General features: G+C 48.1%; 11 protein-coding genes. 9 read left to right on the top strand and 2 right to left on the bottom strand.

Annotated features, from left to right (window positions below):
• Positions 1 to 50: 50 nt before the first annotated feature.
• The 6 genes from ACMQ5W_RS08590 (at position 51) to ACMQ5W_RS08565 (ending at position 7,897) form a co-directional block, all read left to right on the top strand.
• A complete protein-coding gene (locus ACMQ5W_RS08590) occupies positions 51 to 1,409 on the top strand; it encodes an MATE family efflux transporter (protein ID WP_148492661.1) in 1,359 nt (452 codons plus the stop codon).
• A 21-nt stretch (positions 1,410 to 1,430) separates the two neighbouring features.
• Positions 1,431 to 2,102, top strand: coding sequence for a uracil-DNA glycosylase (locus ACMQ5W_RS08585; protein WP_419024816.1), 672 nt, complete (start codon positions 1,431 to 1,433; stop codon positions 2,100 to 2,102).
• Positions 2,103 to 2,105: 3 nt separating this feature from the next.
• Positions 2,106 to 3,986, top strand: coding sequence for a sigma 54-interacting transcriptional regulator (locus ACMQ5W_RS08580; RefSeq protein ID WP_419024815.1), 1,881 nt, complete (start codon positions 2,106 to 2,108; stop codon positions 3,984 to 3,986).
• Positions 3,987 to 4,274: 288 nt separating this feature from the next.
• Positions 4,275 to 5,477: a CaiB/BaiF CoA transferase family protein gene (locus tag ACMQ5W_RS08575; RefSeq protein ID WP_419024814.1), complete on the top strand. Its 1,203-nt coding sequence runs from the start codon at positions 4,275 to 4,277 to the stop codon at positions 5,475 to 5,477.
• The gene (locus tag ACMQ5W_RS08570; protein WP_419024813.1) at positions 5,477 to 6,382 is read left to right on the top strand and encodes a hydroxymethylglutaryl-CoA lyase; all 906 of its coding nucleotides are present in this window, start codon (positions 5,477 to 5,479) and stop codon (positions 6,380 to 6,382) included. The genes ACMQ5W_RS08575 and ACMQ5W_RS08570 overlap by 1 nt, the downstream gene beginning before the upstream one ends.
• A 69-nt stretch (positions 6,383 to 6,451) precedes the next feature.
• Positions 6,452 to 7,897 carry an SLC13 family permease gene (locus tag ACMQ5W_RS08565; RefSeq protein WP_419024812.1) on the top strand — a complete coding sequence of 482 codons (1,446 nt, stop codon included), beginning with the start codon at positions 6,452 to 6,454 and terminating at the stop codon, positions 7,895 to 7,897.
• Between the two features lie 93 nt (positions 7,898 to 7,990).
• Here the strand turns inward: ACMQ5W_RS08565 and ACMQ5W_RS08560 are convergent, their stop codons facing one another.
• Positions 7,991 to 9,004 carry a LacI family DNA-binding transcriptional regulator gene (locus ACMQ5W_RS08560; RefSeq protein WP_148492667.1) on the bottom strand — a complete coding sequence of 338 codons (1,014 nt, stop codon included), beginning with the start codon at positions 9,002 to 9,004 and terminating at the stop codon, positions 7,991 to 7,993.
• A 133-nt stretch (positions 9,005 to 9,137) separates the two neighbouring features.
• Positions 9,138 to 9,965: an MBL fold metallo-hydrolase gene (locus ACMQ5W_RS08555; RefSeq protein WP_419024811.1), complete on the bottom strand. Its 828-nt coding sequence runs from the start codon at positions 9,963 to 9,965 to the stop codon at positions 9,138 to 9,140.
• A gap of 63 nt (positions 9,966 to 10,028) precedes the next feature.
• Here ACMQ5W_RS08555 and ACMQ5W_RS08550 point away from each other — a divergent pair, with 63 nt between their 5' ends.
• The 3 genes from ACMQ5W_RS08550 (at position 10,029) to ACMQ5W_RS08540 (ending at position 13,962) form a co-directional block, all read left to right on the top strand.
• Positions 10,029 to 11,273: an SLC13 family permease gene (locus ACMQ5W_RS08550; protein ID WP_419024810.1), complete on the top strand. Its 1,245-nt coding sequence runs from the start codon at positions 10,029 to 10,031 to the stop codon at positions 11,271 to 11,273.
• A 240-nt stretch (positions 11,274 to 11,513) separates the two neighbouring features.
• Entirely contained in the window at positions 11,514 to 12,068 is a 555-nt protein-coding gene (locus ACMQ5W_RS08545) for a LemA family protein (RefSeq protein WP_419024809.1), read from the top strand.
• 1 nt (position 12,069) lies between these two features.
• Positions 12,070 to 13,962: a DUF2207 domain-containing protein gene (locus ACMQ5W_RS08540; protein ID WP_419024808.1), complete on the top strand. Its 1,893-nt coding sequence runs from the start codon at positions 12,070 to 12,072 to the stop codon at positions 13,960 to 13,962.
• Positions 13,963 to 14,095 lie beyond the last annotated feature (133 nt).

The raw sequence follows: 14,095 nt of genomic DNA, 5'->3' as shown, positions 1-14,095 counted from the left end.
GGCAAGTCCATTATACGACAAAATCCATCCAATAAGGAGCGATAGTTAAGATGAAGAACAACACGTTAATGACATCAGGGACGATTTGGAAGGAAATACTCCTTTTTTCGATTCCTTTAATTTTAGGTAACTTATTTCAACAATTATATAATATTGTCGATTCAATTATCGTCGGCAATGTAGTCGGCAGCAGTGCTCTTGCCGCAGTAGGAGCCAGCGGAGCGATCATTCAGCTTCTGGTCGGCTTCTGTATCGGTGCTTCTGCCGGAGCCGGCGTCGTCACCAGCCAGTATTACGGCGCTCGCGACGATGAAGGCGTGCGCAAAGCAGTCCATACGACCATCGCTATTTCCATCGCCGCTGGTGCCATCCTATCGGTGATTGGCGTTCTAACGGCGCCTCTGATCTTAGATATCATGGGAACACCGGAAGAAGTTTTCGATCAGGCCTCGGATTACCTGCGCGTATTCTTTGCCGGCATCATCTTCTCTGTCATCTACAACATGTCGGCAGGCATTCTCAACGCTGTAGGAAATTCACGCAGATCATTGATCTATCTGATTATTGCCGCCGTGTCAAATATTTTTCTGGATATTTTATTTGTAGCAGTGCTGAAGATGGGTGTCGTCGGCGCAGCTATCGCGACCGATATCAGTCAGCTGATTTCCTGTATCTTTATACTGCGTTTTATGAGACGCAGCAAAGAGTCCTACAAGATCAGGCTGCGGGACGTTCGCTTTTACGACAACCTTTTAGGAAAGATCGTCAAAATCGGTCTGCCGACGGGGGTACAGAATATCGTTATCTCGTTGTCAAATGTGGTGGTACAGTCCGGGGTCAACAGCTTTGGTGCAACAGTTATGGCCTCTTATGCAGCCTTTAACAAAATCGACGGTTTCATTCTGCTGCCGATTCTCAGTATGAGCATGGCTGCTACTACCTTTGCCGGTCAAAATTACGGTGCAAGGGAGTTTGATCGGGTTCACAAGGGCATGAAGGTCTCCATCGGTATGGGTGCCATCTATGCCGTCGTCGCAGGCGCTTTGATGCTGATCTTTGCTCCATATATCATCAGGATCTTTACCAGCGAGCAATCGGTCATCGACTACGGCATTTACATGATGAAGTATATGTATCCGTTCTACTGGATTATCGCTATTTTTCACATTGCAACGGGTACCATCAGAGGAGTGGGAAAGACCCTGCAGGCTATGATCATGTCCATCTGCTCTCTCTGTGCAGTTCGTATCCTTTGGATCTGGGGTTCTTTCCAATTTGCCCACAAGTTATATCTGCTCTTACTGGGTTACCCGATTACCTGGGTCATCGGCGCGATTATGATGCTGATTTACATCAAAAAAGGCAAGTGGCTGGTAGATCCAGAGGCCACAGAGCAAAAGGAATCGTAAGGAAAGGAAGGTAGAATAGAAGTGGTAAACATAGGAAACAAATGGGACGAAGTATTGGCTGGAGAATTCAAAAAAGAGTATTATTTGAAATTGCGGCAGTTTTTGATCGAGGAATATAAGACGCGGACGGTTTACCCGAGCATGCACGATATGTTCAACGCTCTCAAGTATACTTCCTATGAGGATGTCAAGGCTGTGATTTTGGGACAGGATCCTTATCATGGTCCCGGTCAGGCCCACGGCATGTCTTTTTCTGTGCAGAAGGGGGTGAAACAGCCGCCGTCACTGGTGAATATTTTCAAAGAAATGAAGGATGATCTTGGCATCGATCCACCGGATCACGGTTATTTGATGAAATGGGCGCAGGAGGGAGTGCTCCTTCTCAACACCTGCCTCACCGTCAGAGAGCATCAGGCCAATTCCCATAAGGGGAAAGGCTGGGAGATTTTTACCGATCGAGTAATTGAACTGCTCAACGAAAGAGAGAAACCCATTGTTTTCATTCTCTGGGGAGCTAATGCAAAGTCCAAGGTACAGCTGATTACAGGAAAACAACATTTGATTCTTACAGGTGCTCATCCGAGCCCATTCTCAGCTTACAATGGATTTTTTGGCGGTCAGTATTTTTCTAAAACCAACGAATTCCTGACAGAAAAAGGAGAAGGTCCGATCGACTGGGATTTAAAGGAGTAACCTATGGAAAAAATTGCCTATATCGTACCTTCGGAAAACATGATACCAGTAGTAGAAGAGATTCTGGCCAGCGATGTAGCCAGTGGCAGCGTCGTGGTACAGACCGTGGACGTCTATCATTCCGCCGCAGAATATCGCAGACTGGTGGCAGACGGCTACGGTGTCATTATTGCCAGAGGAGGCATTTATACTGATTTGGCTGCCGCAGCCGATTCTGTCCATGTGATGGAAGAAAAAATTCGTACCTCGGATATTCTCTATATGCTGACATCTGTCAGGGAAACCTACCGCGGGAAAATATATGTGGTACTGCGGGAACATGTGGCAAAAAAGTTCGAAGGCACGGTTTCTCTCTTTGATTTTCCCTTAGAGGTGAAACGATATACAGACCTGGAATCTCTGAAAGAACAGTTGGAGACGATTCCTGAGCGAGAGGTTGTCGTCCTTTCCAGCGGCGTGGCTTCTATGGTCTGCGACCGGGACGATCTGACCATGGTAGAATTGATGAATCGGGATACTACCATCAGAGAGACGGTGAGAGTGGCTAAAGAATTTCTCACTCAGCTGGCTGACAGCGCCAAGAGAGTCAATGTGCTGGAATCAATACTCAATAATGTAGACGAGGGCTTGTTGATCTTCGATGGTGATTACCGCATTCAAGAGGTTAACAGCAAAGCCGAGGAGCTGCTTTCGCAGAGCGCGGAGAAGCTTCTTGCTGCTGACGTGCGGACAGTGATTCCAACGATGCCGGCCAGAAGAATGGATCATAGCTGCGAAAGCGCGCCACGCTCTTTCGTGCGAAAATTGAATCGCACCACCCTCAGCTTTACCATTCACCCTTTCCAATTCTATAAAGCAGAAAAACGATATTTGACTACGGTACAGGATGTAACTAAAATACAGGAACTGGAACATACGATTCGTATGAAATTGGCGCAGAAAGGGTTGGTGGCATCCTATCATTTTGATGATATCAAGACAGAAGACGCAGCTATGAAAACCCTGATTGAGAGAGCGGGCACCATAGCAGACTTCGAAGGATCGGTCTTAATCTATGGAGACAACGGAACGGGAAAGGAACTCTTTGCCCAGAGCATCCATAACGCCAGCAGGCGGAAAGAAGGGCCTTTCGTGGCAGTCAACTGTGCGGCCCTCAGCGAATCTCTTTTGGAAAGTGAGCTCTTTGGTTATGTTTCTGGCGCTTTCACCGGTGCGCGTAGTGAGGGCAAGGCGGGGCTTTTTGAGCTGGCGCATCAGGGGACCATCTTCTTAGATGAGATCAACAGCATGCCTTTGGGACTGCAGGCCAAGATTCTCAGGGTGATCGAGCAGCAGGAGGTCATGCGGGTAGGTTCTGATTATGTCATCCCTCTTGACGTGCGTTTTATTGCGGCCAGCAATAGGAATCTGACCAAAAGCATCCGGGAGAATCAGTTTCGAAAGGATCTTTATTTCCGGCTCAATACCTTTGAACTGAACATTCCGCCCATCAAAGAGCGGAAAGGGGATATCGTTTTACTCTTCAAATATTATCTGGCAGAATTGCGAGGAGAACGGGCAGAGGACGTTTTGCTGGATCCTTTTTTTGAAGAGGAACTGCTGACTCACGACTGGCTTGGCAACGTGCGTGAAATCAAAAGTGCCGCCCTGCGTTATCACGCTTTTGACGGCGATAATTCCTGCGGTGAAGTCATCCAGAATGGGCAGGCAGACGCAGGCCTTGTGGACGAAAATTTGAAAATTGACCTGGGGCAGCTGAACAAAGTGGTAGAAACCATGGTCATCGAGTCACTGCTGGCAAAAGGGATTTCCAAAAACGATATAGCCAAGGCCTTAGGTATCAGTCGTCAGGCCTTATACAAAAAACTCCATAAAGAAGAATGATGTAAACCGATGTAAAGAGAAGTTGACGTATGTGCAGCTTCTCTTTTTTCATGCGCGCAATTAAAACTGAGCAATTGCAAGGTTCAAAGGGGTTTCTATGACAATGGCACGAGAATTGCAATTAATAAAGGTAAATCCGGCACGGGATGATGGAGTCTCAGGTGCCGATAAAGAAGCGGTCATCGGTTTGACGTAGGCAGATCTTGCTATCAGTGGTCATTGATAAAGGGAAAATGATGAGCTTCTTAAATAATAACTTATCACTATATGTAAAAGAGGAAATTTGAAATGACAGAACAATTATTAGAAGGAATCCGGGTCTTGGATTTTACAGACTTTTTGGCTGGACCCTACTGCGGCATGTATTTTGCCGATATGGGGGCGGACGTGATCAAAGTGGAGAACCTGCGCAGCGGCGGCAATTTTGTTCGCGGCGCCAGACCTCTGGAGAAGACAACGGGCAGAAGCATGTATTTTCAGAACCTGAACAGGAACAAGAGGGGAGTGGCCGTGGATTTAAAAACGGACGACGGTAAAAAGCTCTTTGCCGACCTGGTAAAGTCTGCTGACGTTCTCCTGGAGAACAATCGCCCCGGCGTGATGGAGAAGCTGGGATTCGGCTGGGAAACCTGCCATGAACTGAACCCTGGGCTGATCTACGCATCCATTTCCGGGTATGGCCAGTGCGGAGCCAATGCGAAGAAACCAGGTTACGATTTGATTGCTCAGGCCATGGGCGGTTCCATGTCTATCACGGGCTGGCCCGGTATGGAACCGACTCGTGCAGGCATGGCTATCGGAGACCTCTTTGCGGGGCTCAATGCAGGCTTTGCCATCTTGGCATCTCTGCTGAAAAGAGAGGAGACAGGAGAGGGGCAGAGAATTGATGTGGCTCTGGTGGACAGCATCGTCAGCGGCATGGAAGCCAAGCTGATGCAGTATGTTTACGAAGGAAAGTCGCCGGAGATGACGGGAAACAAGTACATCTCATCAGCGCCTTATGACTCTTTCAAGGCCAAGGATGATTATTTTGTATTGGCCAGCGGTACTGATGTTCACTTCCGCAAACTGACGGAAGCCATGGGTATGAAGGAACTGGCAGAAAATCCGCTCTATCTTGACACAGAATTGAGAAAGAAAAACGCCGATGCCCTGAAAGAGATTATCGAAGAGTGGGCCAGTGACAAGACCGCAATGGAATGTGTAGAGATAATTGACAGCGTCGGAGTACCGGCAGGACCGATTTACAACTGTGAGCAGGTCTGTGCCGACAAAAACATCACCGAAACGAGGGAGATGCTGGTAAAAGTTCCCCACAAAGAGGCAGGGGATTTGACAGTCATCGGCAACCCGATCAAGATGAACGCGTATCCGTGTCAGTATAAAAAAGCCGCGCCAGATTTAGGGGAAGATAATTTCAGCATTTTTGCATCGCTGGGTTTCTCATCGGAAGAGCTGGAAAGATATAGAGAAGAAGGGGTGATCAACTGATGCTGAATTTACCAGAGCGAGTGGAAATCATGGAAGTCTGCCCTCGGGACGGCTGGCAGAACCACCAGACTATGATTCCCACTGAGACGAAAATAAAATATATCAAGAAGATGATAGATTGTGGAGCAAGGAAGATGGATGTCACTTCTTTTGTCAGCCCAAAAGCGGTGCCGCAGATGGCAGATGCCGTCGATGTAGTAGCGGGCGTTCAGGACTATGCCAATCAGCGGGGCTGCCTCTTGTCCGGCTTGGCACTCAATCAGAAGGGCGTAGAAAACGCGCGAAAAGCGGGGCTGACTGAGGTATCCTTTGTGCTCTCTGTCAGCGAGGAGCATAACCTGCGCAATTCAAAACGCTCCATCAAGGAGTCCCTCGATACCTTTCTGGCTTTGGCCGATGGTGCAGAAGGCCTGAATATCACGTTGGCTCTGCCCTGCGTTTTCGGTTCTCCCTTTGGTGATGAGATTCCGATGAAGCGGGTCACGGACATCATAGACAAAGCTTTCGCCGCCGGCGTCACGGAAATTGGGCTGGCGGACACGGCTGGCATCAGTACGCCGGGCCACACGAGGGAGGTGCTGCATCACCTGGCCGGTTTTGTGGATTTTGCCCATGTGAGCATCCACTTACACGACACGAGAGGCATGGGTCTGGCCAACGCCTATGTCGCTTTAGAAGAGGGAATGACTAAATTTGACGCATCCATGGGAGCGATGGGAGGCTGCCCGTTCGTACCCGGTGCAAAAGGAAATATAGGGACTGAGGATTTGATCAATATGTTTGAGCAGATGGGGGTGACGACTGGTTATGACCTGCAGATGGTCATCGAGACTGCCGTCTCGATGGGACGTGAGATTGATGCGAGACTTGTCAGCAGCATGACCAACCTCTGCATGAGAACATAGACTCGAATTTATTGCAAAAATATAGTATAGTAGAAAGTGGGAAAACTCCCGCTTCCTGAGGAGGGAAATATGGAATTCAAATTATCTCAGAAGATCGGTCTCTTCCTGGGACCTATCGCAGCAATCGTTTTATGTTTATTACCGGGAGGCATACCGGGTCTTGCCGCCATTGGTGTCAAAGCTTTGGCGCTGACCCTTTGGATGGTCATCTGGTGGGTGACTTCGGCTGTCCCTATCTGGGTGACGGCACTGCTGCCCATTGCCGGCTCCATCGTATTAAATCTGGCAGGCATGGAAGTGACGGAAGAAGGTGTCAACGCTTACGGTTCTTATGCTGCCCCTGTAACTATGATGTGCCTTGGCGTATTCGTCCTCGGCGCTGTCATTGAAAAGTGGAATCTCCACAGGCGGATCGCCCTCAACATCATCAATTTGGTCGGTGGCAGACCGTCCATGATTGTTTTCGGCTTTGGTCTTGCAACTGCAGTCATCTCCATGTTCATGTCCAATACCACGGCTGTAGCTATGCTGCTGCCCATCGCCATCGCTCTGATTTCTCAGCTGGGATTGACAAAAAAGGACGGGTTTTCTGTAGGTCTGATTTTGATTGTAGCTTATGCCGCCTCTATCGGCGGTATGGCCACCTTGATTGGTTCCGGCACCAATCTGTCCGCCGTGGGTCTGATCAAAGAACTGACTGGCGTCAATATGAGTTTTACGGATTGGCTGATGATCGGGCTGCCTTTTACCGTCGTGCTGCTGCCGCTTGCGACGCTGCTGATCTGCAAGATGTTCAAGGTGGGGCAGACGGATTTAGGCGATACACGAGTGATTAAAGAAGAGCTGAAAGCATTGGGCAAGATGAGTAAAGGGGAAAAAATCAGCACGGCCTATTTGATTGTGGCAATCTTGGGTTTTGCGTTTAATGACCAGGCAGCCAGGCTGCTGCCGTATATTTCTAACGAAGGCTTTGCAATCATCTTGCTGGTGGCATCCTTTGTGATTCCGGTAAACTGGAAAAAGGGGGAGTTCCTGATGGACTCCAAGACAGCTCTTGCGAAAACATCCTGGAGCACTTTCATTCTCCTGGGCGGTGCTTTGACCTTGGGCGGTATTTTTAAAAATGCCGGCATTGCTGCCTGGATTGCAGAAGGTCTGGGTTTCCTGGCCTCTTGGCCGCCAATTTTGGTCATCCTCTTCCTCTGCGTCGTCGTAGCGATTCTTACAGAAGTCGTGTCCAACTTTGTCGTCGTAGCGGCTTTCCTGCCAGCTATATCGGGCTTGGCTGTCACCATCGGCATGAATCCGATGTTCCTGATGATGGCCGTATCTCTTTCAGCCAGCTTTGCTTTTATGCTGCCGACGGGCACGCCGCCAAACGCTCTGGTCTTTGGCAGCGGATACATAGAAATGAAAGACTTGATGAAGGGCGGATTCGTGGTAAAGGTGCTGGGAATCATCCTCTTCCCGGTTATCATGTATGCCGTAGCTGCGCCGCTGTCACCGCTGTTTTAGATGATAACAACTCCTATTATCAAATAAATGCCTAATGGAAAAGATCGCATGATGTGCGGTCTTTTGCCATTCCTCGACTATTTTATGCGAGTGTTATTCTGGACAGCTTTCCCTGAGGATCAGCTTCGACGGAATTTGCCTATGACAAAGGGGGAAATCTGGTGTTTGGATGATTTGTCTGGCGATGTCGATACAGTTTTCTGCCATTTCGTGAGAAGGCATCTCAATCACAGAGAGAGAAGGATTGGCAAAGTGAGACAGGCTGGGATCGCCGATACCAAAGGCGATCAGTTCCACATCTGTCGGCATCACAAGTCCCTTGCGGCTAAAAATAGAAGATGCGCCGATGGCGATGGTGTCTGACATAGACAAAATCGCTCTTGGGGGATGATCCAGGCTGAGATATCTCCGGGCGGCGATTACCCCGCCATCGCAGCTGTCTTCTACGGAAAATATGGAATTCCTTTCTATAGAAAGCCCCGCCTCTTCTGCGAAGTGAAGGAGCATAGAAAGCCGTTTTCCCGATACTGTGTAGAGCGAATCGGGATGGAACAGGCAGGCGCGCATATGCCCTTTGGCAGTTAAAAGATTGACGGCATTGCGCAAAGGACTTTCGTCTTGTGAGCAGACGGTATGGTACTTTTCTAAATATCTATTGAAGAGGATGATGGGCAGGCGGGTTTTCAGTGTCTGCAGGTAGTTCATATCGGCTTCAGAGGGTGCACCGATGATGGCAGCGCTGTAGCGATAACTGTCCATCAGATCCTGCTCTTCATCCAGATGATCGTTGTGATAGGTACAGATGAGAAGTTCGCAGTCAAAGTGCAGCTTTTCGATTTCTGCACGCAGGCCGGTCAAAATGGAAGTCAAATAGTTGATCCGCAGGTCCATAGGCCAGTAGAATGCGATGGTCGGTTTCTCTGCTTTTGAGGCTTGTAGTTTTCTTGCAGAAGTATTTGGTTTGTAACCCAGTGTCTTGGCTGCGGTAAGAACTCGCTGCTGTGTTGCCTCTGCCACCTTCATTTCCTGCCCTCTGCCGTTCAGAACCAGGGAAACGGTAGCGGTAGATACGCCGGCCAGTGCGGCTACGTCTTTGATCGTTGCCATGAGTCATATCCTCTCTTTCTTTCTAAGTCTATTTTACATCAAAAGAAGCAGATGTCAAGAAATAATTAAAACGTTTTAATAAAATAATTGACTATTATAAATGGATGTAATATAATTAATTAAAACGTTTTAATTAATCGAATGGATATACGAGATAGAGACTTGAAACACCGGGAACATCTGTCAAAGGCACTTTGCGACGTAACGCTTTGTAGCCTTTCCGCGGATGAATAAAGAGCGTACTCCTGCCATCATCGCGCTGATCGACACACTGAATTACCGTATCGATTAATGAAGCGGGGTAGATGCCGCTGTAATGGGAGCCGAGAATCCCTTTGATTTCAAAATCGTCTTTGAGGCGGCAAAGGCAGCTGCGGTATTCCGCAAGAGATGCGCTCTGCTCGAACATGATCCAGATACTGTGACCCAGGTTATCGCCTGCGAGAAGCAGGCCGCTTTGATGATCGTAGAGAGCCACGCAGCCCCTGGTATGGCCTGGAAAGAAAATGGCTTCCACGATTCGCCCGCCCAAATCAAAGGTCTGCCCATCGGTTAAATCCACAAAGCTGCACGGTTTGTACGGGTAATAATCCTGACGGCTGAATTCTTCCGGCCACGGGCGAGACTTTTTCCCCTGCTGGTAGAGCGACCACATCCGATCCATGAGGCTTTCCTTTTCTGCCTGATAGAGGTCATAAACCTGGCGCTCATAGGGATGAATATAAATCTCCTGTGCAAATCGGAAGTTGCCGCCTGCGTGGTCCAGGTGGCCGTGACTGTTGACGATGGTCAGAGGCAGATCAGTCAAAGCAGTCACAGCCTCTTTGATGTCACAAAATCCGTAGCCTGTATCAAAAAGCAAAGCACGCTCTCGGCCTACAATTAAGGTGCAGTGGACATCGCCAGGCTCATAGATATGAAAGCGGGAGGGCGCTGTTTCGTAAGGGGTAAAGTAAATCATATCTCACATCTCCTATTCACAAAATCTTTCTATCATCATACCACATTTTAACGGAGGGAAATCATGAATTTAGCAGTTCTATCATTGATCGTGTTTATGATAACCGTTGTCATCGGCATTCTGCGCAAGGTCAACTGCGGCCTGGCAGCTATCTTGGCATCCTTTATCCTAATTCTCTTTTTTATTCCCGACATGGACCTGGCTGATCTTTATGGTCGGGGGTGGCCGGTGAGCACTTTTTTTATGATGCTTTCGGTTTTGCTGCTTTTCGGCATTGCAGGAACCAATGGAACTATGGAAATCGTGGCCAAAAGGATGCTGACTTTGGCTAAAGGCAGGGCCTCTCTGATGCCTTTTATCGTTTATTTTCTCTCTTTCTTGCTTTCTGCCAGCGGGGCAGGACCAGGTGTGACGCCGATGATTATGATGATTGCAATGGGCGTCTGCAAAGAGACGGGACTTAGCTGTTTCATGATGGGAATCATCGTGGAAATTGGCGCAGCCTCAGGCGGACTATCACCTGTAGCTACTTCTGGTATCATTGCCAAGGAACTGGCAGCAGAGGTGGGAGTTTACGATTACATGGAGTTGTTTCTGCCTTATGCTGTGGCCATGTTTGCAGAGGTGCTGGTGGTGTACTTCTTATTCGGCGGCGCCAAGGTCAAGACTGTTACTACGAAAAACCTGCGGCAAAGTATTCCGCAGATGAACTTGCACCAAAAAGAAACCTTGGTCGTAATCTTGCTCGTCATCAGCGGCATCATTTTTTTTGGCTTGGATGTTTCCGTGACGGCTTTTTCCGGCGCAGCCCTGTTAATCCTTTTGGGAGTCATGGAGGACAAAAAGGCGGTTTCCACAGTGAACTGGAACACCCTTCTGCTGGTAGCGGGGATGTACATGCTGATTACCGTAGTAGATCAGTGTGGTGGTATTGCGCTGATTTCTGATATCCTGCTCAAATGGATTACGCCAAAATCCGCCACGGGCATTATGACTTTGATCAGCGGTCTGCTGGCCACGGTGACCAGCTCCTCCGGCGTGGTCATGCCTACGTTGATTCCTGTAGGTGGTCATATTGCGGAAAGTCTTGCTGGCGTGTCCGCTGCCTCGCTGCTGTCCGGTGTCATCGCCGGGGCGAACTGCGCCCTGTTCTGCCCGTTTTCAGTTCTCGGTTCTATGACCATAGCCCTCTATCCAGAAGAGATAAATCGACAGCTGATTGAGAAACGCCATTTGCAGATGACGGCAGCATCTATTGCGTTCTTTACCCTGTTGGGATTCAGTGGATTTCTGAGTTTGTTGATTTAGTGATGTAGAGCAGAATATCGTGCCGGGCCGTGTGGTCGATTGTTTTTGCGGCTTAAAAAGTCCGCAATCGATGGACCCAGAAAAAAAGTGGCGGACATTGTTTGAGAAGCGGAGCAGTTGCGGACTGCGGAAGGAACTATTTAAAAAGCGACTTCGTGTTTTCACAAGACTTTGCAGCTTTCTTGAGTCTTTGGGTACAATAGTGTATAATGATAATCATCACATTTGGAGGTTAAGAAAATGATTGTAGGAATTATTATTGCGGCTGTCGTCGCAATTTTGGTAATCTGGGTGATTGCCAGTTACAACGGCTTTATCAAAGCGAAAAACAACGTGGAGGAGAGTTTCTCCACCATGGACGTTTACTTGAAGAAAAGATATGATCTGATTCCAAACTTGGTGGAGACGGTCAAAGGCTATGCCAAACATGAGGCAGAGACTTTGAATCAGGTGATTTCTGCCCGTAACATGGCAGAGGGAGCGGCAACGATGGAGGACAAAATTCAGGGAGAAAACATGCTGACTGGTACGCTCAGATCACTGTTTGCCGTGGCTGAAAACTATCCTGACCTGAAAGCAAATCAAAATTTCATGGACTTACAGGGACAACTCAGACAGGTGGAAGAAGACATCGCTAATGCGAGAAAATACTATAATGCGGTGGTAAAACTTTTCAACAACAAGTGCGAGATGTTCCCTACCAATATCCTTGCCGGGCTGTTCCACTTTGATCAGAAACCGATGTTTGAAGTAGAAACCGAAGCCGAGAGACAGAACGTGAAGGTGGAATTTTAAGATGAGAAAAGGTATCAAGAGACTCGTGATTTTAGGCACCCTTTTGACCATGATGCTGGCCATGTCGGCATCTGCGGTCTTTGCCTGGCAGGACTACGAGACCAACGTCTTCAACGTCAAGGTTGACGTCGGTGAAAATCACGTAATCCATGTTACAGAAACTATCCGTGTGGATTTTCACTCGGCAAAGCACGGGCTGTATAGGAACATTCCCTACCAGCCTAAGTTTTATAAGATCAAAAATATTCAGGTGCCGAAGAATGATTTTGACGTGTCTACAGAGACTGAGAACAACGTAGCCCAGAAAGTCATAAAAATCGGCAGTGCTGACAAAACTGTCACCGGCAGCAAAACTTATGAGATCAGTTACGATTTAGTGTGTTACCAAGATGAATCACCGAATCTGGACTATCTTTCCCTTGACGTGCTGCCCACCAACTGGGAGACATCCATAGATGCCGTCAATATTACGGTTAAGATGCCAAAGACCATGAACTGGGACAAACTAAAAGTCTATGCTGGATCGTATGGCTATCAGAATATCGTGAAAGATCGTTATATGGGAGTAGAGTATAGCATAGATAAAAATAAAAATGCCATCCGCATTGAAGGTCAGAATCTTATCCGCGGTGAAGGAATCACGTTGAGCGCCGATCTGCCGGAAGGCTACTGGGTTGATCCCGCCAATTACGACTGGCTCATGTACCTCTTGTATGGTATTTTGATTGGAATTCCGCTGCTGATGTGTCTGCTCTGGCTTCTGTTTGGACGGGATCCGCAGGTGATCAAAACGGTAGAATTCTATCCGCCGGAAGGAATGACACCGGCAGAAATCGGTTACGTCATCGACGGTGCTATCGACAATAAGGACATCGTATCCATGATTACTTATTACGCATCAAAGGGATACCTTTCTATTTCAGAATATGAAGCGATGAAGACCAGCAAGTTCATGGTGAAAAAATTGAAGGACATCGATCCAAGTGAGAAGCGTTTTGCAAAGACCTTTTTTCATGCGATTTTTGAAAGTGGCGACAAGATCAAGCTGGATGAACTGCCGGAAGATTTTGGCGATTTATACTGGGCGACAAGGGATCAGCTAAAGGGCTGGTATACAGGTGAAAAGAGTCTGTTTACGAAGAATTCCAGAATCTGTCGCGGGGCAGGTGCCGTTTTGATGTTTGTACCGCCGGTAGTATCCATATTGCTCAGTGCACTTTTATCCCTTGAGTTTTTGACGCTGATTGGCCTGATACCACTGCTGATTCTGCTCATGGCGGGACTGCTTATGGTTATGATTACGTTCGACCGGCGTGATTCCATGAAAAAAGGAAAACGAACGGCACTCTTTGTCATCGGTACCGTCTTGATCGCGCTGGGTATCTTAATTGCAGCCGGATTGACCGCTTATCAGCTCAAGAGCGAGATTCTGGCACTGCTAATCATCGCATCTACCATTGTAACTTATGCCTTTGTACTTTTGATGAAATCCCGTACCAAACAGAGTGCTCAGCTGCAGGGAAAAATACTCGGTTTCAAAGACTTTATCGAGGCTGCGGAGTTGGAAAAATTGAAAATGCTGGTGGAAGAAAATCCAGAGTATTTCTATGACATCATGCCATACGCTTATGTCATGGGACTGTCGGACAAGTGGGCGAAGAACTTTGAGAACATCCCGACCAATCCCCCTTCCTGGTATCATGGCGGAAACAGCAGCATGGTATTCAGCACCTTGTGGTACAGTCATATGATTACCAATTGCAGCCGTAATTTCTCCAGCGGCATTATGAACGTCACCAGTGTGGACACTGGCGGCGGCAGCATCGGAGGAGGCTTTGGCGGCGGTGGATTCTCCGGTGGCGGCTTCGGCGGAGGCGGAGGCGGTGCCTGGTAAGGACGCAATAGAAAATAGGCCATCGGATATAGAAATTTGAGCGATAGTTATGCAAATCCTGTTGTTCTGACAGAGATTTTAGAAAAATAGTCAAAAATTCGGTCATATGCATAACCTTCACCTGGACCGCACT

The sequence above is a fragment of the Emergencia sp. genome (genome assembly GCF_048465375.1).
Classification (GTDB): Bacteria; Bacillota; Clostridia; order Peptostreptococcales; family Anaerovoracaceae; genus Senimuribacter.
This window is presented reverse-complemented; position numbering and strand designations above follow the sequence as displayed.

Bases quoted from the DNA above. Each gene is read 5' to 3' on its own strand.
- ACMQ5W_RS08590 (WP_148492661.1), top strand. From the start codon at position 51: ATGAAGAACAACACGTTAATGACATCAGGGACGATTTGGAAGGAAATA.
- ACMQ5W_RS08560 (WP_148492667.1), bottom strand. From the start codon at position 9,004: ATGGCAACGATCAAAGACGTAGCCGCACTGGCCGGCGTATCTACCGCT.
- ACMQ5W_RS08575 (WP_419024814.1), top strand. From the start codon at position 4,275: ATGACAGAACAATTATTAGAAGGAATCCGGGTCTTGGATTTTACAGAC.
- ACMQ5W_RS08545 (WP_419024809.1), top strand. From the start codon at position 11,514: ATGATTGTAGGAATTATTATTGCGGCTGTCGTCGCAATTTTGGTAATC.
- ACMQ5W_RS08580 (WP_419024815.1), top strand. From the start codon at position 2,106: ATGGAAAAAATTGCCTATATCGTACCTTCGGAAAACATGATACCAGTA.
- ACMQ5W_RS08570 (WP_419024813.1), top strand. From the start codon at position 5,477: ATGCTGAATTTACCAGAGCGAGTGGAAATCATGGAAGTCTGCCCTCGG.
- ACMQ5W_RS08550 (WP_419024810.1), top strand. From the start codon at position 10,029: ATGAATTTAGCAGTTCTATCATTGATCGTGTTTATGATAACCGTTGTC.
- ACMQ5W_RS08565 (WP_419024812.1), top strand. From the start codon at position 6,452: ATGGAATTCAAATTATCTCAGAAGATCGGTCTCTTCCTGGGACCTATC.
- ACMQ5W_RS08555 (WP_419024811.1), bottom strand. From the start codon at position 9,965: ATGATTTACTTTACCCCTTACGAAACAGCGCCCTCCCGCTTTCATATC.
- ACMQ5W_RS08540 (WP_419024808.1), top strand. From the start codon at position 12,070: ATGAGAAAAGGTATCAAGAGACTCGTGATTTTAGGCACCCTTTTGACC.